The sequence below is a fragment of the Burkholderia sola genome (assembly GCF_905400185.1).
GTDB classification, from domain to species: Bacteria; Pseudomonadota; Gammaproteobacteria; order Burkholderiales; family Burkholderiaceae; genus Burkholderia; species Burkholderia sola.
Genome location: NZ_FR989677.1, coordinates 830,740 through 850,300, shown reverse-complemented (window position 1 = coordinate 850,300; position 19,561 = coordinate 830,740). Strand labels below are relative to the sequence as shown.

Below are 19,561 nucleotides of genomic sequence, written 5' to 3'. Positions count from 1 at the left end.
GCCGCTACGCTCGCGTTCATGTTTCGGTTCCGGCCTCGCGGCGCGGGTCGCGCTCGAGGCGGCGACGCATGCGTTCGACGTGCGGCGGGATCGCGCGTCGTTCGCGCAGGATCCACGGCAGCCCGGCGAACGTGCGCACGATCGCGCGTTCACGGCGCAGCAGCGGCAGCATGCGCACCGTATGCAGGCACGCGGCGGCGGCCGGCCATCTGAGCCACGCGGTCCACACCGCGTTGCGGGCGGCGGTGCGCTCGCGCGTGGGCCGGTCGCGCTGCGTCGACGGGTAGTGATGGACGGTGAGGCGCGGCGCATACACGAGCCAGTGCCCCGCGCGAGTCAGGTCGAGCGCGAGCAGCGCTTCCTCGCCGCCGAGAAAGTAGCGCGGGTGGTAGCCGCCCGCGTGCACGAACGCGTCGCGCCGGAACGCGGTCGCGCCGGCCAGCAGCCCGAGAATCGGCCTGCCCGGCAGCGCGACGGGCGCGTCGAGCGGGCTGTCGGCCATCAGTCGGCAGGTCGGGTCTTCGCGCTCGCCGGGGCCGACCAGCACGCGCGCGGTGACGGCCGCGACGTGCGGATACGCGTCGAGCAGGTTCGCGGCTTCGGCGATCGAGCCGGGCGCCCACCACGTGTCGTCGTCGCAGAACGCGACGTAGCGCGTGCGGGCGACGTCGACGCCGAGATTGCGGCCGGCCGCGCCGAGGTTGCCCGGCGCATGCACGAGCGCGACATACGGAAAGCGCTCGCGGATCAGCATGGCCGTCTCGGCGTCGGCTCCGTTGTCGACGACGACGATCGCCGGCCGGTCCGGCAGCGCGCAAAGGTGGTCGAGCGTGCGTGCGAGTTCGGCGGTGCGTCGGCAGGTCAGCACGACGGCCGTCACGCGCGGCTCGGCCGGCGGCAGCGCGGCGCGCGCGGGCGTTACACGGACGGGACGTCGCATTCGAGTCGCCAGATCGTTTCGGGTTCGCGGAGCGCGGCGCGCATATGAGGCTCGAGCAGCGTCACCTGGCTGGCATACGCATCGACGGCGGCGGCTTTCGCGGCGACGCCGTCCGTCTTGCTGCCGGCCGGCGCGGCGACCGGATGCGCGATCCAGCCGCGTTCGCGCCAGCCGCTCACGCGCGTGGCCATCAGCCCGTCGATGCGGCGATAGGGCACGTCCTCGTAGAAGCGCCAGATGTGCGACGCATCGTCGTCACGCAGCAGCCACAGCATGGCTTCCTGCACCTGCAGATGATCGCGGTGGAACAGGCCGGCCGGCGCGAGCACGCCGAAGCCCGGGTGCGCGTCGATCACGTCGGCCACGCGCGCCGCGATCGCGGTCGACGTGGCCGGCACGCCGTACTGATCGTCGAGGAAGTCGAGCCACACGGGGCGTGCGTCGAGCAGCGCGAGCGCGCGGCGGTCTTCGTCGCGGCGCGCGCGCATGGCTTCGTCGGCGTGGCGAAACCCTGCGCGGCGATCCCACGGCGGCGCGGGCGTGCCGGGCGGCGGCACCCCCGCAAAGACCGTGACGACGATCGAGCCGGGCGCCTGCGCGAGCAGTTGCCCGCAACTGAAGACGGCATCGTCGAGATGCGGCGAGACGACGAGCCAGCGTGTCGGGTCGGGCATGGCGTGAAGATCTCCATCGTGAGCGGCCGGGCCGCCGGTGCGCATCGGCCAACATGCGGGTCAGCATGTGTCGTGCCCACTCGCGGCGCCCCCGCCGGCCGCCGTCGACTGTCCGCACAGGAGCATGTCCAATGATCGAAATTGCACGGCCGCAGGCCGGAAATTACGCAACGGCCGTGATGCTGGTCGCGATCGCGACCGTGCTGCAGACGCTCGCGATCCGGTTCGGCGGCGTGAATCTGCCGTTCGTGCTGTATTACCCGCTGCTCGCCGGCGCCGCATGGGCGACGTCGTTCGTGTTCGGCATCGTGTCGACGGTGGTCAGCGGGCTGCTCGTCTGGACGCTGTTCCTGTCCGACCCGGCCGCCTATACGGCGCCGCTGCCCGACCGGCTCGTGCAACTGGGCACGTTCATGCTGATCGGCGCGCTGGTATGCGCGGTCGCGTCGCTGCTGCATCACACGCGGCTCACGAACGATCGCGCGCGCCGACGCGAGGCGTCTGCGCGCCGGCAGCTCGAAGCCGTGCTGCGCGCGCTGCCGCACGGCGTGATCGCGACCGATCCGAACGGGCGGCTCACCTATGTCAACGCGGCCGCGGCCGAACTCGTCGGCTGCCGGCCGGACGATGCGATCGGCCGGCCCGTGCGCGACGTGCTGCGGCTCGTCGATCGCGAAGGCCGCCGCGTGCAGACCACGCCGCTCGACCACGCGCTGGGCGGCGCCGACGCGACGTCCGACCGGCACTGGCTGCAGGCCGGCAGCGGCGATCCGGTGCCGATCGTCGCGGTCGCGTCGCCGATCGGCGATGGGGACGGCAACGTCGACGGCGCGGTGCTGCTGCTGCGCGAGGCCGGTGCGGAGCGCGCGCGCGTCGACGCGTCGCGGCTTCAGCATGCGGTCGTCGATGCGTTGCCGGACGCGATCGTCGGGATCGACGCGAGCGGCCGCATCGCCAGCTGGAACGCGGCGGCGCAACGGATCTTCGGTTACGACGAGGACGACGCGCGCGGCCGCCGGTTCGACACGCTGATCGCGCGGCGCTGGTTGCGGCTCAACCCGCTCGTCGAGTCGTTCGACACGATGCAGGAGCCGATCGGGCCGCTCGAACTGTTGTGCGTGCGACGCGACGGCCGACGTTTTCGGGCGACGGTATCGGCATGCCCGGTGCACGGCGATGCGCGGGCGTGGGTCGCGCTGTCGCTGACACTGCGCGAAACCGGTGCGCAGCGCCGCCGCGACCTGCGGGCGCAGCGTTCGTTGCAGGGTGCGCGCGACGAGCGCGACCAGGCCGACACGTCGAACCGGCTGAAGGACGAGCTGCTGGCCACGGTATCGCACGAACTGCGCACGCCGCTGAACGTGATCTACGGGTGGATCGAGGTGCTGCGCAACACGGGCGACCACGCGTTGCAGCATCAGGCGATCGACGCGATCGATCGCAGCGCGCGCTCGCTCACGCGGATGGTCGGCGACATCCTCGACGCGTCGTCGCTCGCGACCGGCAAGCTGCGGCTCGATGCGACGCCGGTCGACGTCGTGCGGCTGTTCTCCGACCAGGTCGGCTCGTTCCAGACCGCCGCGTCGTCGGCCGGCATCCTGCTCGAATTCGACTGCGACGCGTCCGCGTGCATCGTGTCCGGCGACGCCGAGCGATTGCGCCAGATGCTGTCGAACCTCATCTCGAATGCATTGAAATTCACGCCGACCGGCGGCAGCGTGACGGTCGCGCTCGCACGCGACGACAAGCATGCGGTGTTGACCGTCATCGATACGGGGCAGGGCATCGCGACGGAATTCGCGCCGTACGTGTTCGACATGTTCCGCCGCGCGGACGATTCGCCCGCGTCGCCGCGGCGAGGGCTCGGCCTCGGCCTGTCGATCGTGCGGCACATCGCGGAGCTGCACGGCGGCCGCGTGAGCGTCGCGAGCGCGGGCCGCGATCGCGGCACGACGTTCACGGTGACGCTGCCGGCCGGCTGGCAGCCGGGCGGTGCGATGGCGTGGAGCATCGCGCAGGCCGGCGGCCGGCGCGACGCGCTCGTGCTCGACACGCACCGCATCCTGATCGTCGACGACGATGCGACCACGCGGGCGAGCCTCACGGCCGCGCTGACCACGTTCGGCGCGGCCGTCGCGATCGCGTCGTCCGGCCGCGAGGCGCTCGCGATGATGGCCGACATCCGCCCGACGGTCGTCCTGTCCGATCTCGCGATGCCCGACGGCGACGGCTTCTGGCTGCTGGACGCATTGCGGCGCGGCGCGCTGAACGGCGACGGCGGCCCGCCCGACGTGCGCGTGCTGGCCGTCACCGCGCACGCGGGCCTCGCCGACGAACGCCGTGCGCTGGAGGCCGGTTTCGACGGCTACCTGTGCAAGCCGGTCGACGTGCGCGAACTGGCGTACAAGATCGCGCACGTGACGAAACGCGACGGCTGACGCGCGGCGCGTCGCGGCGGCGTCAGGTCGTGTCGGTCGCGTCGGGTCGCGTCACGTGGTCGGCGCCGGCCGGTTCTGCGTGTGGACCTGCGCGAGCAGATGCGACGCGATGCGCGTGCTGCGCACCAGGTCGCCGGGCGCGTGGTGCGTGACCTGGCGTTGAATGAAGTAGCGCGCGGTGTGCGCGAGCCCGTTCGCGAACGTCGTCGTCGCGCGCCAGCCGAGCCGCTTCTGCGCGGCGGCCAGATTCGGCCGCCGCTGGCGCGGATCGTCGGACGGCAGCGGCCGGAACTCGATCGGCACGTTCGCGCCGACGATCCGCACGACTTCGCGCGCGACGTCGATCATCGCGATCTCGACGTCGCTGCCGAGATTGACCGGCTCGCTCGCGTCGCCCGGTTCGTCCATCAGCCGGATCAGCGCGTCGATCATGTCGTCCACGTAGCAGAACGAGCGCGTCTGCTTGCCGTCGCCATAGACGGTCAGCGGCTGTTCCGCGAGCGCCTGCGTGACGAAGTTCGACACCACGCGCCCGTCGGCCGGATGCATGCGCGGCCCGTAGGTATTGAAGATCCGCGCGATCCGCACGTCGACGCCATACTGGCGGTGATAGTCCGAGAACAGCGTTTCCGCGCAGCGCTTGCCTTCGTCGTAGCACGCGCGAATGCCGGTCGGATTGACCCGGCCGCAATAGTGCTCGTCCTGCGGGTGGACGTCGGGGTCGCCGTACACCTCGCTCGTCGACGCCTGTAAAATCCGCGCCTTCACGCGTTTCGCGAGACCGAGCAGGTTGATCGCGCCGTGCACGCTGGTCTTCGTCGTCTGCACGGGGTCGCGCTGGTAGTGGACGGGCGACGCCGGACACGCGAGGTTGTAGATCTCGTCGACCTCGACGTAGAGCGGAAACGTCACGTCGTGCCGCATCAGCTCGAAGTTCGGCGCATCGAGCAGGTGCGCGATGTTGTCCTTCGCGCCCGTGTAGAAATTGTCGACGCACAGTACGTCGTGCCCGTCCGTCACCAGGCGCTCGCACAGATGCGAACCCAGAAAGCCGGCGCCGCCGGTGACGAGCACGCGTTTTCGATCGTAGCCCTTCATTACGTATTCTCCTTGCGGTGTGCGAACACGCCTCGCGTGGTGGCGACCGGCGTGCGCCGGCCGGTGCCGGCCGACGTGCCGGCGCGCTGCGCGTGGGCGACGTCGCGGTAGATGTCGACGAGGCGGTCGGCGACGCCTTGCCACGTGTAGAAGCGATGCGCGCGCAGGTAGCCGGCACGGCCGAGCGCCGCGCACAGGTCCGGCTGCGCCCGCAGTTGCACGAGGCGCGCGGCCAGCGCGGCCGGGTCGCGCGGCGGCACGAGATAGCCGGTCGTGCCGTCGTCGACCGTCGTGCGGATGCCGCCGACGTCGCTGCCGATCACCGGCGCCGCGCACGCCATCGCCTCGACCGGCGTGATGCCGAACGGCTCGTACCACGGCGTCGTCACGAACACGTCGGCCGCGCTGTAGTACAGGTGCAGCGCGTCGCGATCGCGCCGGCCGACGAAGGTCACGCGGTTCGCGATCCCGAGTTCGTGCGCGAAGGCGGCGAGCCGCGCGAGTTCCGGATCGCGCGCGGGGTCGGGCGTCGGCTGGCTGCCGCCGACGACGTACAGGTGCGTCGGCCGTTGCGGATCGCGCGGCATGCGCGCGAGCGCGTCGATCACGGTGTCGATGCCCTTGCGCGGCACGAGGCGGCCCAGTTGCAGTATGACGAATGCGTCCTGCGGCCAGCCCAGCCGCGCGCGCGCATCGACGCGCGGCACCGGCCGGAATTCCCGCGCATCGAAGCCGCACGGCACGATCTCGATGCGCGCGGTGTCGGCGCGATAGTGCGTCGTCAGGTCGAGCGCATCCTGCGGGCATTCGGCGATCAGGCGGTCCGAGCGGCGCGCGAGCGTGTCCTCGATCGCGAAGCGCGCGTCGGGGAAGCCGTCGGCCGTGCCCTGGTGCAGCCGCCGCACGCGCCCGAGCGCATGGAACGTCGTGACGAGCGGGATGCCGAGCGCTTTTTTCACGCGCAGCCCGGCTTCGCCGGACATGAAGAAGTTCGCGTGCATCACGTCGACGGGGTCGGGCTCGCGCCGCATGCGCGCGATCATGTATTGCGCGAATGCGCCCATGTACGGCAGCAGCCGCTCCTTGGGCACGTCGGTCGGCGGCCCGGCCGGCACGTGGATCACACGCATGCGCGCGCCGATCGACACCACTTCCGGCAAATGGGGATTGTCGCAGCGCGTGTAGACGTCGACGTCGAGGCCGCGCTCCGCGAGCTGCTTCGCGACGTTCGCGACATAGATGTTCTGACCGCCGGCATCGACGCCGCCGATCACGCCCAGCGGCGATGCATGTTCACTGATCAACGCGATTCTCTGCATGGTATTGCTCCCGATATCGGGGCCGCGCACACGGGCCGCCGTTATCGGTCCCTCGGCAATCGGCATGCCCGCCGCATGGCGGGGAAAACCGCTTCTCCCCGTGCCGAAAAAATTACAACGCGTTGGATGAAAGGGCGTCTGATCGCGATGGCGCGCAGGCATGCGGCGCACGCGGCGCGGCACGCGATTTGCGCGACTTCCGCTCACTCGCCGGTTCGCCCGGCCCGATGAAAAGGAGGTCACGATGAAGGTATTCCAGCTGCAAGCCCACCCGCCGCGCATCCGTCGTCAGCGCGCGCTGCGCACCGGCATGGCGGTCGCGATCGCCGCGGCCACCGCGTGCATGGTGGTCGCGCCGAACGCGGTCGCCGCCGGCGACGACGGCACTGCATCGTCGTCGACGTCGTCGCATTCGAGCACCGGCACGAAGATCCGCGACGCGACGATCACCACCAAGGCGAAGGCCGAGCTGACCGGCACGAGCGGCCTGTCGACCGGCGACATCCACGTGAAGACGCGGCACGGCACCGTGACGCTCACCGGCAGCGTGCCCGACGAGCAGCAGCGCACGCAGGCCGTCAGCGTCGTGAAGCAGATCGACGGCGTGCAGGACGTGCGCGACCAGTTGACCATCCGGCCCAAATAATCGCGACGCGACCGTAACAGGAGTCCAGTGATGAACTGCATGCTCAAACCGGTCGGCGAACAGGCGATCGTGATCACCGGCGCGACGAGCGGCATCGGTCTCGTCACCGCGCGCAAGGCGGCACGGCGCGGCGCGAAGCTCGTGCTGTTCGCGCGCAACGAGGACGCGCTGAACACGCTGTGCGAGGAAATCCGCCAGCACGGCGGGCTCGCGGTGCCGGTCGCCGGCGACGTCGGCAACATCGAGGATCTGCAGCGCGCGGCCGCGGCGGCGGCCGACACGTACGGCGGCTTCGACACCTGGGTGAACAACGCGGGCGTGTCGATCTTCGGCACGGCCGCCCAGGTGCCGCTCGAGGATCAGCGCCGGCTGTTCGACACCAACTACTGGGGCGTCGTGCACGGCTCGCTCGTCGCGGCCGACCATTTCCGGCGCAAGAGCGATTTCCACGGCGGCGCCATCATCAACATGGGCAGCGAGGCGTCCGACGCGCCGCTGCCGCTGCAAAGCGCGTACGTCGCGTCGAAGCACGCGGTGAAGGGCTTCACCGATTCGCTGCGGCTCGAGATGGAAGCCGACCACCTGCCGGTGTCCGTCACGCTGATCAAGCCGGCCGCGATGGACACGATGTTCGTGATGCATGCGAAAAACTACATGAACGTCGAGGCGAAGCTGCCGCCGCCGATCTACGACCCCGATCTGGTCGCCGACGCGGTCCTGTTCGCGGCCGCGCATCCGCGCCGCACGCTGTTCGTCGGCGGCGCGGCCAAGTTCACGTCGGCGAGCGCGTATCACGCGCCGCGGCTGTTCGATCGCGTCGCGGCCACGCTGTTCTCGCGCGGCCAGCGCACGGTGCGGCCCGCGCGGCCGCGCGACGACAACGCGCTGTACGACTCGCGCCATGCGCTGCACGAGCGCGAAGGCATGGAAGGGCCGGTGCTGCGCAGCTGTGCGTACAACTCGGTGGTGCAGCGCCCGAAGGTCGCCGGCGCGGTCGCGCTCGGCGCGGCGGCGCTGGTGTTTGCCGCATTCGCGCGGGCGCGCCGGTCGTCCGCGTGATTTCGTTCATTTTCCAAGGAGGCTTTCATGACATCCCGACAACATACGGGCCACGAATACAGCCACTCGCGCGCGCACGAAGGCGAGCGCACGCAGCAGGACCACGACAAGGGCGGCCATCAGTCCGGCCACGGCAAGCCGCCGAGCCCGGTCGACGTGCAGAAGGCGCTGAAGGGGATGGACTATCCGGCGAGCAAGTCGGACGTCGTGCAGTGCGCGGAACGCTCGCATGCGGACCGCGAGGTGCTCGACATGCTGCGCCAGATTCCCGAGCGCGAATACGACACGCCGGCATCGGTATCGAAGGAACTCGGGCGGCTGATGTAAGCGTCGCCCCGTCGCGCCGCGTGCGTGCGCGCGCGGCGCACCCATCATGAGGAGCACGACCATGGCGATGATCGTCGCAGGCCGTTTCACGACGTTCGATGAAGCGGAAGGTGGGGCGCGTCACCTCTACGAGCGCGCATTCGGGCCCGACGACGTGTCGATCTTCTTCCTGAACCCCGGCGGCCAGCACGCGCGCTTCCCGATCGGCGGCGACGTGTACGCCGACACGGCGGCGAAGCCGGGCGGGCGCGGCGCGATGGTCGGCGCGATGCGTGGGCTGCTGATCGGCGTCGTGATCGGATTGATCGTGTATGCGCTCGGCCTGCGCTACTGGTTCGTGCCGGCCGCCGCCGCGCTGGCCGGCGCGTATCTCGGCGCATTCGGCGGCGCGCTCGGCCGGATGCGCGGCGAGCAGGCCGAAGGCAAGGGCACGCTCGCGCAGAGCGAAACGGGCGTGATCCTCGCCGCGCGCGTGACGCCTGACACCGCAACGGCCGCCGAAGACGTGCTGCGCGCGACCGGCGCGAAGTCGATCGAGCGCGTCGAAGGCGACTGGCGGGACGGCGAATGGCGCGATTTCGATCCGGTACGCCGGCCCGACGAAGCCGCGTCCCGCGTCCCGCGCTGAATACGCCCTTTTTCCAGACGCTTGCAACGCCAACCGCCACCCCCCGGCCGCCGCGTGCGGGCCGGCGTGCGCGGCACGTGGCACGCCGCTTGCGCAGCATCGGCGGCATCCGTTCAAGGAGGAATCCATGACCACCGCACAGACTCCACCGCCGCAGAAACAGGCGCAGCAGCCGGGCACCGAACGCGACATGCAGCCGAAGCCGCGCGACGAAGCGGCCGACTACGTCGGCAGCGGCAAGCTCGCGGGCAAGGTCGCGCTGGTGACGGGCGGCGACAGCGGGATCGGCCGCGCCGTCGCGATCGGTTTCGCGAAGGAGGGCGCGGACGTCGCGATCGTCTACCTGAAGGAATCCGACGACGCCGCGCATACGAAGCGGTTGATCGAGCAGGCCGGCCGGCGCTGCGAGGCGATCGCCTGCGACGTCGGCGATCGCAAGCAGGCGCGCGACGCGGTCGCGCGCACGGTCGAGCGGCTCGGCCGGCTCGACGTGCTCGTCAACAATGCGGGCGAGCAGCATCCGCAGCCGGGCATCGAGGACGTGTCCGAGGAGCAGCTCGAACGCACGTTCCGCACGAACGTGTACGGGATGTTCTTCTGCACGCAGGCCGCGCTGCCGCACATGAAGCAGGGCGGCCGCATCGTCAATACCGCGTCGGTCACCGCGTATCACGGCAGCCCGAAACTGCCCGACTACTCGGCGACCAAGGGCGCGATCGTCGCATTCACGCGGTCGCTGTCGATCGAGCTGGCCGAACGCGACATCCGCGTGAACGCGGTCGCGCCGGGGCCGATCTGGACGCCGCTGATTCCGTCGACGTTCACGCCCGAGCAGGTCGCGAAATTCGGCTCGAACGTGCCGCTCAAGCGGCCGGGCCAGCCGGACGAACTGATCGGCTGCTACGTGCTGCTCGCGTCGGAAGGCGCGAGTTACATGACCGGGCAGACACTGCATCCGAACGGCGGCTCGATCGTCGGCGGCTGATGGCCGTTTCCACGCAAGCACAAGGAGAAAGCAATGAGACAACCCCACTGGACGATCGCGGCGTTCGCCGCCGGCGTGCTCGCCGTATCGGGGCTCGCCCGCGCGCAGATGCCGAGCGAGCCGCCCGCGTCGAATTCGCACGTGCCGGGCGGCGTGATCAACCCGTCGTCGGGCGCGGGCGGCGCAGGCGACCCCGGCATCGCCAAAGCGCCGAAGGGCGTCGACGCGGAGTTCATCGACAAGGCCGCGATGGCCGGCAAGGCGGAAGTGCAGGCGAGCCAGCTCGCGCTGAAGCAGGCGCAGTCGGCGGACGTGCGGGCGTTCGCGAAACGGATGGTCGCGGATCACGGCAAGGCGAACGCGAAGCTCACCGAACTTGCCGCGCGCAAGGGCATGAAGCCGCAGGTCGACCAGATCTCGGATCCGGACGTCGAGGCGCTGCGCGGCAAGAGCGGGCACGACTTCGATACCGCGTATCTCGCGGCGGCCGGCCCCGACGCGCACAAGAAGGCGATTGCGTTGTTCGAAGACGAAGCGCGCGACGGCAAGGACGCGCAGCTGCGCGCATTCGCGAAGTCCACGCTGCCGACGCTCAAGCATCACCTGAGCATGGCGCAGACGCTCGCACGCAAGGTGGGCGCGCAATAACGCGCGCCCGGTTCCACCCTGGGCCGCACGTGCGGCCCGCTTTTTCGGAGAAGCAGTCATGGCCCAACGGCAATCGAAGCACGAAGGTATCCTCGAACTGCTCTGCCAGGCATACGAAACCGAGCTTGGCGGCGCGAAGATCTACGAGGCCGCGCTCCAGTGCGCGACCGACGAGGACCTGCACAAGGAATGGGAGAAGTACCATCGCGAGACGATGCATCACCAGGAGGTGCTGCGCAAGGTATTCGCCACGCTCGGCCTCGATCCCGACGCGCAATCGCCGGGGCGCGCCGCGGTGGCGGCGACCGGCGAGTCGCTGGTGCGGGTGATCGAGCAGGCGAAGAAGCAGGCCGATCCGGCCGTCGCGCAGGTCGTCGCGGCCGAGTGCGTGGTGCTGGCCGAAACCAAGGACCACCTGAACTGGGAGCTGATCGGCTATGCGGCCGACCAACTGCCCGACAGCGATGCGGCGAAGGCGCTGAAGGCCGCGCACGACGAGGTGGAGGCCGACGAGGATCATCACCTGTATCACACGCGGGGCTGGGCGCGCGAGATGTGGATCGAGTCGATGGGCTTCAAGGCGGTGCTGCCGCCGCCGGAGGAAGTGAAGAAGGTGGAGTCCGCCGCCGATGCGGCGCGTGCCGAGCGTTCGCGCGGCAAGATGATGTAATGCCCGGGCGGGCGGGTGGCGGCGTCGCGGGCGCCGCCGCCCGCTTGCCGGTTCATCCGGTTGCGTACGCAACCGTCTGCGCGTCCCGCCTGAATGCGTCACGTCAGCACGTCGACGATCATCGTCATCACGGACACCGCCATCAGCGCGACCGCCAGCCAGCCCAGCAGTTTCGATACCGGGCCGCTGCCGGGCTGGCCGGCCGCATCGCGCTTCTGCGACAGCAGCATCACGAACACGAGCATCGGCACCGCCGCGACGCCGTTGAGCACGGCGCTCCAGTACAACGCGCGGATCGGGTCGATCGGGCTGAAGCAGATCGCGATGCCGACGATCACGCACAGCGCCAGCACCGTGTAGAACGCGGGCGCGCGCCGCACCGGCTCGTTCAGCCCTTCGCGGAACCGCCACGCTTCCGCGCAACCGTAGGCGGCGCTGCCCGCGAATGCCGGAATCGCGAGCAGCCCGCAGCCGACGATGCCGAACGCGAACACCAGGAACGCGGCTTCGCCGGCGATCGGCCGCAGCGCCTCGGCGGCCTGCGCGGTGCTGCCGATGTCGTGCCGGCCGTGCGCGAAGAACACGGCCGCGCCGATCACCATGATGCAGAACGACACCGCGTTGGTGACGATCATGCCGCTCCACGTATCGAACGTGACGCGCTGCTCGGTCTCGCGGCGCGCGCCCGGTGCGCACGACGCATCGCCGTTGCGGCGCTCCGCCTGGGTTTCCTCGACCTCGAGCGCGGCCTGCCACACGAACAGATAGGGGCTCAGCGTCGTGCCGAGCACCGCGACCGCGGTCGTCGCATAGTCGTGCGTGAACGAAATGTGCGGCAGCGCGATCGCATGCAGCAGGTTGCTCCAGTCGACGTGCACGAAGCCGAGTTCGATCACGTACGCGAGCAGGCCGAGCGTCATCCATTTGAGCCAGCGCGCGTAGCGCTCATACGACAGCAGCACCTGCAGCGCGAGCGACGCCAGGCCGTAGAGCGGCGCATACCAGTAGCTGCGGCCGCCGACGACGAGCGCCGTCGCATCGCCCATCGCCGCGAGATCGGCGCCGACGTTCACGACGTTGACGATCACGACCATCACGATCAGCGTTTTCGCGAGGCGATCGGAGAAGTGTTCGCGGATGCCGGCCACGAGCCCTTCGCGATTGCGTCGCCCGATGAACGCCGCCGCGAGTTGCACGGCGACCATCATCGGCAGCGTGACGACGATCATCCACAGCATGTTGAAACCGAACTGGCTGCCGGCCTGCGCGTAGACGGCGACGTTGCTCGGATCGGCGTCGGACGCGCCCGCGAGCAGGCCGGGGCCGAGCCGCCGATACCACGGTTTCGCGGCGGTCGGCGGCGCGTCGACTGCCGGCCGCGCGTCTTCGTCCAGTCCGCTCATCCGGCGTCCCCGTGCGACGGGCGAGCGCCGCCGTGCCGCCGCTCGCGTGCGAGGCGCGACGCGGTGCGCAACGCATCGACCAGCGTGCGGTACGCGTGTTCGCGGGAATCGGCGCCGCGCGTGCGCAGCACGTACGACGGGTGATAGGTCGCGACGACGAGCCGGCCGTCGGCGGTGCGTACCGGGGCGCGCGTGCGCTCCAGCGTCGCGTCGTTGTCCTGCAGCACCGCGCGCAGCGCCGTCGCGCCGAGCGCGACCACCACGCGCGGCTGGATGGCTTCGAGCTCGCGCTCGAGCCAGTAATGGCACGCGGCCACTTCGCGCTGCGCCGGCGTCTTGTGCAGCCGCCGCTTGCCGCGCGGTTCCCATTTGAAATGCTTGACCGCGTTCGTCAGGTAGACGTGCGAGCGTTCGATCCCCGCTTCGTCGAGTGCGCGGTCGAGCATGCGGCCGGCCGGGCCGACGAACGGCAGGCCCGTGCGGTCCTCCTGGTCGCCCGGCTGTTCGCCGACCAGCATGATCGGCGCGTCGACGGGGCCGGCACCCGGCACCGGTTGCGTCGCGTGTTCCCACAGCGCGCAGCGGCGGCACGCGTCGAGCGTGGACGGCGCATCGTCGTCGGTCGCCGTCGCCGTCGCCGTCGCCGTCGCCGTCGCCGTCGGTTTCGGCGTCGACGTCGACTTCGGACGGTCGGGTGCCTTACGGGTCATGCGGCGCCTCCGGCGCAGGCCGAAACAGCGGCGCGCCGCGATCGCGCGGAACATGCCGGCGCGCGCGCGGTCGCACGCGCAGAGGGACGCAAACCGGACGCTTGAAGCCGCATCGCGCGCATGAAGGACTCCTGGGTCGACGATGCGAAAGATGCAGCAACCGGCATGCCGCATGCAGTCGGTATGGGCGCGCGCCTTGCGGGGCAAGCCGGTCCAACGACAGGAGAAGCACGATGCAACCCGACCCCGGCGACGATCCGGCCGCCGACGACGTGCTGCTGTGGCGCGCACCCGACAGCGTGCCGCGCCGTCCGCGCCGCGTGCTGGTCGTCGACGACTATCGCGATGCGGCGGATGCGCTGCGCCTGCTGCTGGAGGCGCGCGGCTTCGAGTGCCGCGTCGCCGACGACCCGTTCGCCGTGTGCGACGTCGCGCGCGACTGGCAGCCATTCGCGGTCGTGCTCGACATCGCGATGCCGGGCCTCGACGGGCTGCAGCTCGCGGCGCGGCTGCGCGGCGATCCGCAAACGTCGGACATGCTGCTGGTCGCGTGCAGCGGGCTCGCGTCGCGGCGCGATTGCGAACGGGCGAAGGAAGCCGGCTTCGACGCGCACTGCGCGAAGCCGCTGACGCCGCACCGGCTGCTGGGCTACCTCGAATCGGCGAGCGGCGGCGCCGTGACGCCGGACGAGGACGTTACACGCTCCTTGTAAAAAGGCTGGCGGGTGCCGGACGCGCCGCCCGCGCCGCGGCGCGAGGACAAAAAAACGCCCCGCGCGAGCGGGGCGTGTCGAACGAATGCGGAACGCAGGCGCCGGCGAACCGACGCGCGTCACGGGACGGTCAGTGACGGCCGCGCGTGCGCGGATCGTCGAGATCCTCGGTCGGGTCGGTCAGCCCGAGTTCGTCGCCGGCACTCCAGTACGGGGTGCTCCCGTAGAACTCGTGCAGCGGCTCGGCCCATTGCGGGTCGGCCATCGCCGGCCAGTGGTCCTTGTCGAACCCCGGCGCATTGCGAATCCGCTCGGACGAAACCGACAGCAGGAAGCACTTGCGTTCGGTGTCGAGCGTCAGCGCGTTCCACGGGATCGCGTGCAGCTTGTCGCCGATGCCGAGGATGCCGCCGCTCGACAGCACCGCGTACGCGATGCGGCCCGAGCGCACGTCGAGCATGATGTCCTTGATCTTGCCGACATCGTCGCCGTCGGTCGTGTAGACCTTGTCGCCTTCCAGCGTATCGGCCGCCATCACGTCGGGGCCGGGGCCGGCCGCCGTCGCGGCGCCCTTGCCGATGATGCGGGTCTGACCTTGATCGGAAGTCTGCATGGTTTCCTCCTGGCTGCGTGGGGCGCGACCGTGCCCGGGGGCGGGCCCTGCGGGTCGCGCGGGTTGTCGAGGCGAAGCGGGAATCGCTCCGTCACGTCTGCTTCGGTTGCGACACGCCTTCCAGCGTGTTCGCGACGTCGTCGCGCTCGGGGCTGGCCGTGCGCGTCGCGATGTCGGCGAGCGACAGCATGCCGACCAGTCGCTTGTCGTGATCGACGACGGGCAGCCGGCGCAGTTGCGCGTCGGCCATGTAGTGCTGGATCTCGTCCAGCGAATCGTCGTCGAAGCACCATTCGATCGGGCCGGACGCGACCTCGTGGATCCGCGTCTCCGGCGGCTTGCCGGCCGAGATCGCGCGCACCGCGAGGTCGCGGTCCGTCACCATCCCGATCAGCCGGTTGTTGTCGCACACGGGCAGCGCGCCGATGTCGTAGCGCTCCATCAGTTGGGCGGCGTGACGGATCGAGTCGGTCGGGGCGATCCGCACGACGTCCTGCGACATGATTTCGTTGACGCGATGCATGAAATTCTCCTTGCGGGTGTTGAAGCAATGTGCCGATGCGGCTGTTGCGATCCAGCAAACCGCGTGCCGTGCACGCGGCTCGTCTCGTCACTTGTCGTCGCGTTTGCGCTTGTCGTCCCACGGCCCGCCGTCGTGCGTGCCGGGCGGCGTGTCGGGCTCGATGCGCGTGACGCCGCCGGTCGCGGGCGGGTCGCTGGCCGGAAACGTGTCCTCGAGCTGCTTGTCGATATGGCGCTCCGAATGGCGCGTGCGCGTGTGGTCCTGGTCCTTCAGCGGGGGGTGCGGGTCGGGCTGCCGCTCGCGCGCCGGTGCGTCTTGGCCGTGCCGGGTCGAATCCTTCATGGCGGTGCTCCGTATGGGTGACGAGGAGCCGCCTCTGGCGCAACCGGCGTTCCCGCTCCGCACGCACGGCACGCGACTTGCCGCTGCGACAGCGACGACCACGACGACGACCATGACGACACGGCGCAACAGGGTGCCTGCTGCGCGCACATCGAGCGGGAGGCACGATGACGATTCCGAAACGACGACCAGGGGTGCGCTACGAAATCAATGTATGCGGCGGCGGATTCGATTCGGTGAAAAGCCATTTCGATACGTGGAAACACGAACCGCTGATCTACCGGCCCGAGCGCCGGATGTTCGAAGGCAAGGCCGACGTGCGGCCGCTCGGCGACGAGACGTTCGGCGCGACCGAACCCGCGCGCTTCGCGCTGCAGCGCGCGTGCGAGCCGTCGGATCCGTATGCGCTTGCTGCGCGCGTGCGCGACGACGGCCGCGAGCTGTGGCTCGTGATGGCCGCGTACGACGCGTAGCGGCGTGCTTGCAAGATTTGCAGCGAGCGGTGTAGCGAAGGCACGGCGAGCCGCGCCGGACCGCGCGACTGCGTATCGATCCCCGCCGGACCCCCCGCGTGCGGCCACCCGAACGGATGGCACGCGGCTTGCGAATCTTCGGTACGCGGCGCGTCGCGCCGATCCCGACCCGAACCCGCAACGAGGGAATGAATGCCGATGACACACGAATCTGCGCAGTGGCTGCAACGGCCCGAACCGCCGTTGCCCGACATCGAGCCGGACCCTGCGCCGCCCGATCCCGACGACGTGCCGCCGGACATGCCCGAACCGTACCGGGAACCGGAGGGCGATCCGCCGGGGCATGCGCCGCCGGAACGCGATCCGCCGTCGCCGGAGCCCCCGGTGCGTGCACGGCCGGCGGGCGCGATGCCGCCGAGACGAAGGGAGGGACTGCAATGAGCATCCGCGTGAAACCCGGCATGCTGCGCGACCTCGCCGAAACGCTCGGCCGCCATTTCGAGGCGCGCGCGATGCCGTTCCACGTCGAGGAGCACCCGGCCGGCGCATTGCATATCGGCTTTCGCGTCGACGGCCATCCGGCGTCGCTGACCGTGACGTTCGACGCCGATGCGTTCGGCGCGCTCGAACGGGCCGACATCGACCGGCAACGCGGCACGCTCACGCGCGTCGCGGCCGAATTCGACACGATGATGGCGCGCCGCGCACCGACCGCGTACGCGGGCGATTTCCATTTCAACCGGCTCTGAGCCGTGCCGCCACGGTGTAGCCCGGAGCCGTCGATTCCAGGGAGGAGGACTCGATGAACACGATCCAGACGATAGCCTGTGCGTTCGCCGCGGCGTGCGCGCTGGGCGCATGCACGCAACCGGCCAGCGGCCCGTACGGCACGCATGCGGCGCCGCCCGCGCCGCCCGACGGGCGCGGCGCGCAGTCGACCACGACGATGCCGGACGCGAACACGCGCTACGACACGCGTCCGTCGCCGGGCAACACGATGCCGCCGGGCACGACCGTCGACGTACCGGCAGACGTGCCGCCGCCGGGCCCGAACGGCACGCAGAGCGACCGGCCGCTGCCGGGCACGCCGCCGCCGATGCAGTACTGACGACACGACGCGTCACGGCATGCCGCACCGCGATGCGGCCGGAGGAACGCGATGGCGAATCAGCATGAGCACCTGGAGGACTGGCTGCGCGATGCGTACGCGATGGAGCGCCAGGCCGAGACGATGATCGATGCGCAGATGAAGCGGGTCGACCACTATCCGCAACTGCAGGACCGGCTGCGGCTGCATCTCGACGCCACGCTCGGCCAGCAGGCGCTCGTCGAAGCGTGCCTGATGCGGCTCGGCACGTCGCCGTCGGCGACCAAGGATCTCGCCGCGCGCGTCGCCGCGTACGGGCAGGTCGCGAGCGGCATGCTCGCGGACGACGAAGTCGTGAAGACGGCGCTCGCCGCTTACGCGTTCTCGCAGCTCGAGATCGCCGCCTACACGGTGCTCGTCGCGGCCGCGCATGCTGCGGGCGAAGACGAAATCCGCGCATGTTGCGAGCGGATCCTGCAGCAGGAGCGCGACATGGCTGCGTGGCTGCTGCGCCATCTGCCCGAGTTGACGACCGCGTTTCTCGACCGTTCGGCGGTCGACCGCATCGACGCGAAACGATAGCCGCGCGGCCGCCGAGCCGCTTCCGGCGTGCGTCGTCTCCCGCGAGCGAAATACGTGCCCCCTAACTTGCCCCCGGCTTGTAAAAAAGCGGCTCTCGCACGCGGCGAAACGGGGCGCGAACCGGCGAGAGCCGCGTCGCAGCGCGCTTCGCGCGACTGGCATGGAAGCTGCATGACGTCCGGGAGAAGACATACCGCGAACCCGCGAACCCCACGTCAGGAGGCTTTCGATGCCCGTCTCGCTTGCGCTGCAGATGCGACAGCATCTGGCACTTACGCCGAGGCTCCAGCAGTCGCTGCGACTGCTTCAGTTGTCCTCGCTCGAGTTTCAACAGGAATTGCGCCAGGCGCTCGACATGAACCCGTTTCTGGAAGACGGCCAGAGCGACGACGAAACCGCTGCGGCGACCCCCGAGCAGCCGCCCGAAGCGGCGGTGCCCGACGCGGCGCCCGAGCGCGACGACATCCGGCCGCCGGACGGCGAGGTGCCGTTTACGGCCGCGCCCGCGCCGCGCGGCACGAGCCGTCAGGGCGACGACGCGGACGGCCTGTCGCCGGGCGAATGGATGGCCGCCGAGCCGTCGCTGCATCAGCAGCTGCACGATGCGCTGCGACTCTATCCGCTCAACCGGCGCGACCGCGAAGCCGCGCGCCTCGTGATCGATGCGCTGGACGACGACGGCTATCTGCGTCAGGAGCTGGCCGAACTGCTGGTCGCCGCCGATCCGGCCTTGCTGCTGTCGGAGCAGGATCTGGCGGTCGCGCTGCGGCTCGTGCAGATGCTCGACCGGCCGGGCATCGCGGCCCGCTCGTTGTCCGAGTGCCTGGTGCTGCAGCTCGACGCGATTCCGGCCGGCACGCCGGCGCTCGCGGAAGCGAAGGCGATCGCACGCGAGCATCTGGAGCGGCTCGCGCGCCGCGAGACGGCCGAGATCCAGCGGCGCCTCGGCTGCAACGCGCACACGCTGCAGGCGGCCTGCGCGCTGGTGCGCGGGCTCGATCCGCGCCCCGGCAATCACTACGGCAGCACGCGCGGCGACTACGTGGTGCCCGACGTGATCGTGCGCCAGGTGCGCGACGAATGGATCGTGACGATCAATCCAGCCGTGCTGCCGCGCGCCCGCTTGCACGAGCGCTATGCGACGCTGTTCGCGCAGTCGAGCGGCGAACGCGATTCGCCGCTCGGCCAGCAGTTGCAGGAAGCGCGCTGGCTGATCCGCAACGTGCAGAAGCGCTTCGACACGATCCAGCGCGTGGGCGAATGCATCGTCGCGCGTCAGCGCGATTTCTTCCGCTACGGCGAGATCGCGATGAAGCCGCTCGTGCTGCGCGACATCGCGGAAGAGCTCGACCTGCACGAATCGACCGTCTCCCGCGCGACCGGCAACAAGTACATGGCCACGCCGCACGGCACGTTCGAGTTCAAGCATTTCTTCCCGCGCAAGCTCGAGGCGGCCGGCAAGGGCGTGTGTTCGGCGTCGGCCGCGAAGGTGCTGATTCGCGACATGATCGCGGCCGAGCGGCATACCGACCCGCTGTCCGACGTCGCGCTCGCGGAGAACCTCGCGGGCCGCGGCATTCTTCTTGCGCGTCGCACGGTGACCAAGTATCGCCAAGCGATGAAGATTCCGCCGGCCGACCTGCGGCGTCGCGACGCCGCGTGACGGCCTCATTGTTCCAACCC

The 19,561-nt window shown here is 70.3% G+C and carries 24 protein-coding genes; 15 read left to right on the top strand and 9 right to left on the bottom strand.

What is annotated here, in order from left to right; all coding sequences use genetic code 11:
• Nucleotides 1-16 precede the first annotated feature (16 nt).
• Both KR541_RS33920 and KR541_RS33915 read right to left on the bottom strand, forming a co-directional pair.
• Nucleotides 17-940: a glycosyltransferase family 2 protein gene (locus tag KR541_RS33920; protein WP_050014002.1), complete on the bottom strand. Its 924-nt coding sequence runs from the start codon at nucleotides 938-940 to the stop codon at nucleotides 17-19.
• Nucleotides 919-1,614 (bottom strand): PIG-L family deacetylase, encoded by a 696-nt coding sequence (locus KR541_RS33915; RefSeq protein WP_124593719.1) that lies wholly within the window; start codon nucleotides 1,612-1,614, stop codon nucleotides 919-921. The genes KR541_RS33920 and KR541_RS33915 overlap by 22 nt, the downstream gene beginning before the upstream one ends.
• Nucleotides 1,615-1,745: 131 nt before the next feature.
• On the opposite strand from KR541_RS33915, the gene KR541_RS33910 reads away from it, so the two are divergent.
• Nucleotides 1,746-4,052 (top strand): hybrid sensor histidine kinase/response regulator, encoded by a 2,307-nt coding sequence (locus tag KR541_RS33910; protein ID WP_216090138.1) that lies wholly within the window; start codon nucleotides 1,746-1,748, stop codon nucleotides 4,050-4,052.
• 51 nt (nucleotides 4,053-4,103) lie between these two features.
• Here the strand turns inward: KR541_RS33910 and KR541_RS33905 are convergent, their stop codons facing one another.
• Together KR541_RS33905 and KR541_RS33900 are read right to left on the bottom strand one after the other, a co-directional pair.
• Nucleotides 4,104-5,150, bottom strand: a complete 1,047-nt coding sequence (locus tag KR541_RS33905; RefSeq protein WP_089490328.1) for a UDP-glucuronic acid decarboxylase family protein — start codon at nucleotides 5,148-5,150, stop codon at nucleotides 4,104-4,106.
• Entirely contained in the window at nucleotides 5,150-6,469 is a 1,320-nt protein-coding gene (locus KR541_RS33900; RefSeq protein WP_204384577.1) for a glycosyltransferase family 4 protein, read from the bottom strand. Before KR541_RS33900 ends, KR541_RS33905 begins: the two co-directional genes overlap by 1 nt.
• A gap of 244 nt (nucleotides 6,470-6,713) precedes the next feature.
• Here KR541_RS33900 and KR541_RS33895 point away from each other — a divergent pair, with 244 nt between their 5' ends.
• The 7 genes from KR541_RS33895 to KR541_RS33865 all read left to right on the top strand — a co-directional run bounded on the left by KR541_RS33895 (nucleotide 6,714) and on the right by KR541_RS33865 (nucleotide 11,432).
• Entirely contained in the window at nucleotides 6,714-7,115 is a 402-nt protein-coding gene (locus KR541_RS33895; protein WP_089490472.1) for a BON domain-containing protein, read from the top strand.
• Between the two features lie 30 nt (nucleotides 7,116-7,145).
• Nucleotides 7,146-8,174 (top strand): SDR family oxidoreductase, encoded by a 1,029-nt coding sequence (locus tag KR541_RS33890; RefSeq protein WP_050013996.1) that lies wholly within the window; start codon nucleotides 7,146-7,148, stop codon nucleotides 8,172-8,174.
• A gap of 27 nt (nucleotides 8,175-8,201) precedes the next feature.
• Nucleotides 8,202-8,501 carry a DUF2795 domain-containing protein gene (locus KR541_RS33885; protein WP_089490329.1) on the top strand — a complete coding sequence of 100 codons (300 nt, stop codon included), beginning with the start codon at nucleotides 8,202-8,204 and terminating at the stop codon, nucleotides 8,499-8,501.
• A gap of 61 nt (nucleotides 8,502-8,562) precedes the next feature.
• Nucleotides 8,563-9,129 carry a hypothetical protein gene (locus KR541_RS33880; protein WP_050013995.1) on the top strand — a complete coding sequence of 189 codons (567 nt, stop codon included), beginning with the start codon at nucleotides 8,563-8,565 and terminating at the stop codon, nucleotides 9,127-9,129.
• Between the two features lie 127 nt (nucleotides 9,130-9,256).
• A complete protein-coding gene (locus KR541_RS33875) occupies nucleotides 9,257-10,114 on the top strand; it encodes an SDR family oxidoreductase (RefSeq protein ID WP_050013994.1) in 858 nt (285 codons plus the stop codon).
• Between the two features lie 33 nt (nucleotides 10,115-10,147).
• Nucleotides 10,148-10,762 carry a DUF4142 domain-containing protein gene (locus tag KR541_RS33870; protein WP_216090137.1) on the top strand — a complete coding sequence of 205 codons (615 nt, stop codon included), beginning with the start codon at nucleotides 10,148-10,150 and terminating at the stop codon, nucleotides 10,760-10,762.
• A 58-nt stretch (nucleotides 10,763-10,820) separates the two neighbouring features.
• The gene (locus tag KR541_RS33865) at nucleotides 10,821-11,432 is read left to right on the top strand and encodes a DUF892 family protein (protein ID WP_050013992.1); all 612 of its coding nucleotides are present in this window, start codon (nucleotides 10,821-10,823) and stop codon (nucleotides 11,430-11,432) included.
• Between the two features lie 98 nt (nucleotides 11,433-11,530).
• On the opposite strand, the gene KR541_RS33860 is transcribed toward KR541_RS33865, so the two are convergent.
• Together KR541_RS33860 and KR541_RS33855 are read right to left on the bottom strand one after the other, a co-directional pair.
• Nucleotides 11,531-12,835, bottom strand: a complete 1,305-nt coding sequence (locus tag KR541_RS33860; protein WP_124631017.1) for an NRAMP family divalent metal transporter — start codon at nucleotides 12,833-12,835, stop codon at nucleotides 11,531-11,533.
• Nucleotides 12,832-13,545 carry a UdgX family uracil-DNA binding protein gene (locus tag KR541_RS33855; RefSeq protein ID WP_252996711.1) on the bottom strand — a complete coding sequence of 238 codons (714 nt, stop codon included), beginning with the start codon at nucleotides 13,543-13,545 and terminating at the stop codon, nucleotides 12,832-12,834. The genes KR541_RS33860 and KR541_RS33855 overlap by 4 nt, the downstream gene beginning before the upstream one ends.
• 233 nt (nucleotides 13,546-13,778) lie before the next feature.
• On the opposite strand from KR541_RS33855, the gene KR541_RS33850 reads away from it, so the two are divergent.
• Nucleotides 13,779-14,258 (top strand): response regulator, encoded by a 480-nt coding sequence (locus tag KR541_RS33850; RefSeq protein ID WP_089490333.1) that lies wholly within the window; start codon nucleotides 13,779-13,781, stop codon nucleotides 14,256-14,258.
• A 130-nt stretch (nucleotides 14,259-14,388) separates the two neighbouring features.
• Here the strand turns inward: KR541_RS33850 and KR541_RS33845 are convergent, their stop codons facing one another.
• The 3 genes from KR541_RS33845 to KR541_RS33835 all read right to left on the bottom strand — a co-directional run bounded on the left by KR541_RS33845 (nucleotide 14,389) and on the right by KR541_RS33835 (nucleotide 15,736).
• On the bottom strand, nucleotides 14,389-14,871 hold the full coding sequence (locus tag KR541_RS33845; protein ID WP_124631014.1) for a PRC-barrel domain-containing protein: 483 nt from the start codon (nucleotides 14,869-14,871) through the stop codon (nucleotides 14,389-14,391).
• A 91-nt stretch (nucleotides 14,872-14,962) separates the two neighbouring features.
• A complete protein-coding gene (locus KR541_RS33840) occupies nucleotides 14,963-15,394 on the bottom strand; it encodes a CBS domain-containing protein (RefSeq protein WP_058903681.1) in 432 nt (143 codons plus the stop codon).
• Between the two features lie 87 nt (nucleotides 15,395-15,481).
• Nucleotides 15,482-15,736, bottom strand: coding sequence for a hypothetical protein (locus KR541_RS33835; protein WP_124638211.1), 255 nt, complete (start codon nucleotides 15,734-15,736; stop codon nucleotides 15,482-15,484).
• A 167-nt stretch (nucleotides 15,737-15,903) separates the two neighbouring features.
• Here KR541_RS33835 and KR541_RS33830 point away from each other — a divergent pair, with 167 nt between their 5' ends.
• The 6 genes from KR541_RS33830 (at nucleotide 15,904) to KR541_RS33805 (ending at nucleotide 19,541) form a co-directional block, all read left to right on the top strand.
• Entirely contained in the window at nucleotides 15,904-16,209 is a 306-nt protein-coding gene (locus KR541_RS33830) for a hypothetical protein (RefSeq protein WP_027805702.1), read from the top strand.
• A 198-nt stretch (nucleotides 16,210-16,407) separates the two neighbouring features.
• Nucleotides 16,408-16,650 (top strand): hypothetical protein, encoded by a 243-nt coding sequence (locus tag KR541_RS33825; protein ID WP_425542641.1) that lies wholly within the window; start codon nucleotides 16,408-16,410, stop codon nucleotides 16,648-16,650.
• The gene (locus tag KR541_RS33820) at nucleotides 16,647-16,958 is read left to right on the top strand and encodes a hypothetical protein (protein WP_089490336.1); all 312 of its coding nucleotides are present in this window, start codon (nucleotides 16,647-16,649) and stop codon (nucleotides 16,956-16,958) included. The genes KR541_RS33825 and KR541_RS33820 overlap by 4 nt, the downstream gene beginning before the upstream one ends.
• Before the next feature lie 53 nt (nucleotides 16,959-17,011).
• Nucleotides 17,012-17,317: a hypothetical protein gene (locus tag KR541_RS33815; RefSeq protein ID WP_089490337.1), complete on the top strand. Its 306-nt coding sequence runs from the start codon at nucleotides 17,012-17,014 to the stop codon at nucleotides 17,315-17,317.
• A 51-nt stretch (nucleotides 17,318-17,368) separates the two neighbouring features.
• A complete protein-coding gene (locus KR541_RS33810; protein WP_124631013.1) occupies nucleotides 17,369-17,878 on the top strand; it encodes a ferritin-like domain-containing protein in 510 nt (169 codons plus the stop codon).
• Between the two features lie 229 nt (nucleotides 17,879-18,107).
• Nucleotides 18,108-19,541, top strand: coding sequence for an RNA polymerase factor sigma-54 (locus tag KR541_RS33805; RefSeq protein ID WP_050013982.1), 1,434 nt, complete (start codon nucleotides 18,108-18,110; stop codon nucleotides 19,539-19,541).
• Nucleotides 19,542-19,561 lie beyond the last annotated feature (20 nt).

Bases quoted from the DNA above. Each gene is read 5' to 3' on its own strand.
- KR541_RS33830 (WP_027805702.1), top strand. From the start codon at position 15,904: ATGACGATTCCGAAACGACGACCAGGGGTGCGCTACGAAATCAATGTA.
- KR541_RS33905 (WP_089490328.1), bottom strand. From the start codon at position 5,150: ATGAAGGGCTACGATCGAAAACGCGTGCTCGTCACCGGCGGCGCCGGC.
- KR541_RS33880 (WP_050013995.1), top strand. From the start codon at position 8,563: ATGGCGATGATCGTCGCAGGCCGTTTCACGACGTTCGATGAAGCGGAA.
- KR541_RS33860 (WP_124631017.1), bottom strand. From the start codon at position 12,835: ATGAGCGGACTGGACGAAGACGCGCGGCCGGCAGTCGACGCGCCGCCG.
- KR541_RS33895 (WP_089490472.1), top strand. From the start codon at position 6,714: ATGAAGGTATTCCAGCTGCAAGCCCACCCGCCGCGCATCCGTCGTCAG.
- KR541_RS33875 (WP_050013994.1), top strand. From the start codon at position 9,257: ATGACCACCGCACAGACTCCACCGCCGCAGAAACAGGCGCAGCAGCCG.
- KR541_RS33900 (WP_204384577.1), bottom strand. From the start codon at position 6,469: ATGCAGAGAATCGCGTTGATCAGTGAACATGCATCGCCGCTGGGCGTG.
- KR541_RS33810 (WP_124631013.1), top strand. From the start codon at position 17,369: ATGGCGAATCAGCATGAGCACCTGGAGGACTGGCTGCGCGATGCGTAC.
- KR541_RS33825 (WP_425542641.1), top strand. From the start codon at position 16,408: ATGACACACGAATCTGCGCAGTGGCTGCAACGGCCCGAACCGCCGTTG.
- KR541_RS33835 (WP_124638211.1), bottom strand. From the start codon at position 15,736: ATGAAGGATTCGACCCGGCACGGCCAAGACGCACCGGCGCGCGAGCGG.
- KR541_RS33865 (WP_050013992.1), top strand. From the start codon at position 10,821: ATGGCCCAACGGCAATCGAAGCACGAAGGTATCCTCGAACTGCTCTGC.
- KR541_RS33915 (WP_124593719.1), bottom strand. From the start codon at position 1,614: ATGCCCGACCCGACACGCTGGCTCGTCGTCTCGCCGCATCTCGACGAT.
- KR541_RS33890 (WP_050013996.1), top strand. From the start codon at position 7,146: ATGAACTGCATGCTCAAACCGGTCGGCGAACAGGCGATCGTGATCACC.
- KR541_RS33855 (WP_252996711.1), bottom strand. From the start codon at position 13,545: ATGACCCGTAAGGCACCCGACCGTCCGAAGTCGACGTCGACGCCGAAA.
- KR541_RS33805 (WP_050013982.1), top strand. From the start codon at position 18,108: ATGCCCGTCTCGCTTGCGCTGCAGATGCGACAGCATCTGGCACTTACG.
- KR541_RS33820 (WP_089490336.1), top strand. From the start codon at position 16,647: ATGAGCATCCGCGTGAAACCCGGCATGCTGCGCGACCTCGCCGAAACG.
- KR541_RS33885 (WP_089490329.1), top strand. From the start codon at position 8,202: ATGACATCCCGACAACATACGGGCCACGAATACAGCCACTCGCGCGCG.
- KR541_RS33870 (WP_216090137.1), top strand. From the start codon at position 10,148: ATGAGACAACCCCACTGGACGATCGCGGCGTTCGCCGCCGGCGTGCTC.
- KR541_RS33840 (WP_058903681.1), bottom strand. From the start codon at position 15,394: ATGCATCGCGTCAACGAAATCATGTCGCAGGACGTCGTGCGGATCGCC.
- KR541_RS33920 (WP_050014002.1), bottom strand. From the start codon at position 940: ATGCGACGTCCCGTCCGTGTAACGCCCGCGCGCGCCGCGCTGCCGCCG.
- KR541_RS33845 (WP_124631014.1), bottom strand. From the start codon at position 14,871: ATGCAGACTTCCGATCAAGGTCAGACCCGCATCATCGGCAAGGGCGCC.
- KR541_RS33850 (WP_089490333.1), top strand. From the start codon at position 13,779: ATGCAACCCGACCCCGGCGACGATCCGGCCGCCGACGACGTGCTGCTG.
- KR541_RS33815 (WP_089490337.1), top strand. From the start codon at position 17,012: ATGAACACGATCCAGACGATAGCCTGTGCGTTCGCCGCGGCGTGCGCG.
- KR541_RS33910 (WP_216090138.1), top strand. From the start codon at position 1,746: ATGATCGAAATTGCACGGCCGCAGGCCGGAAATTACGCAACGGCCGTG.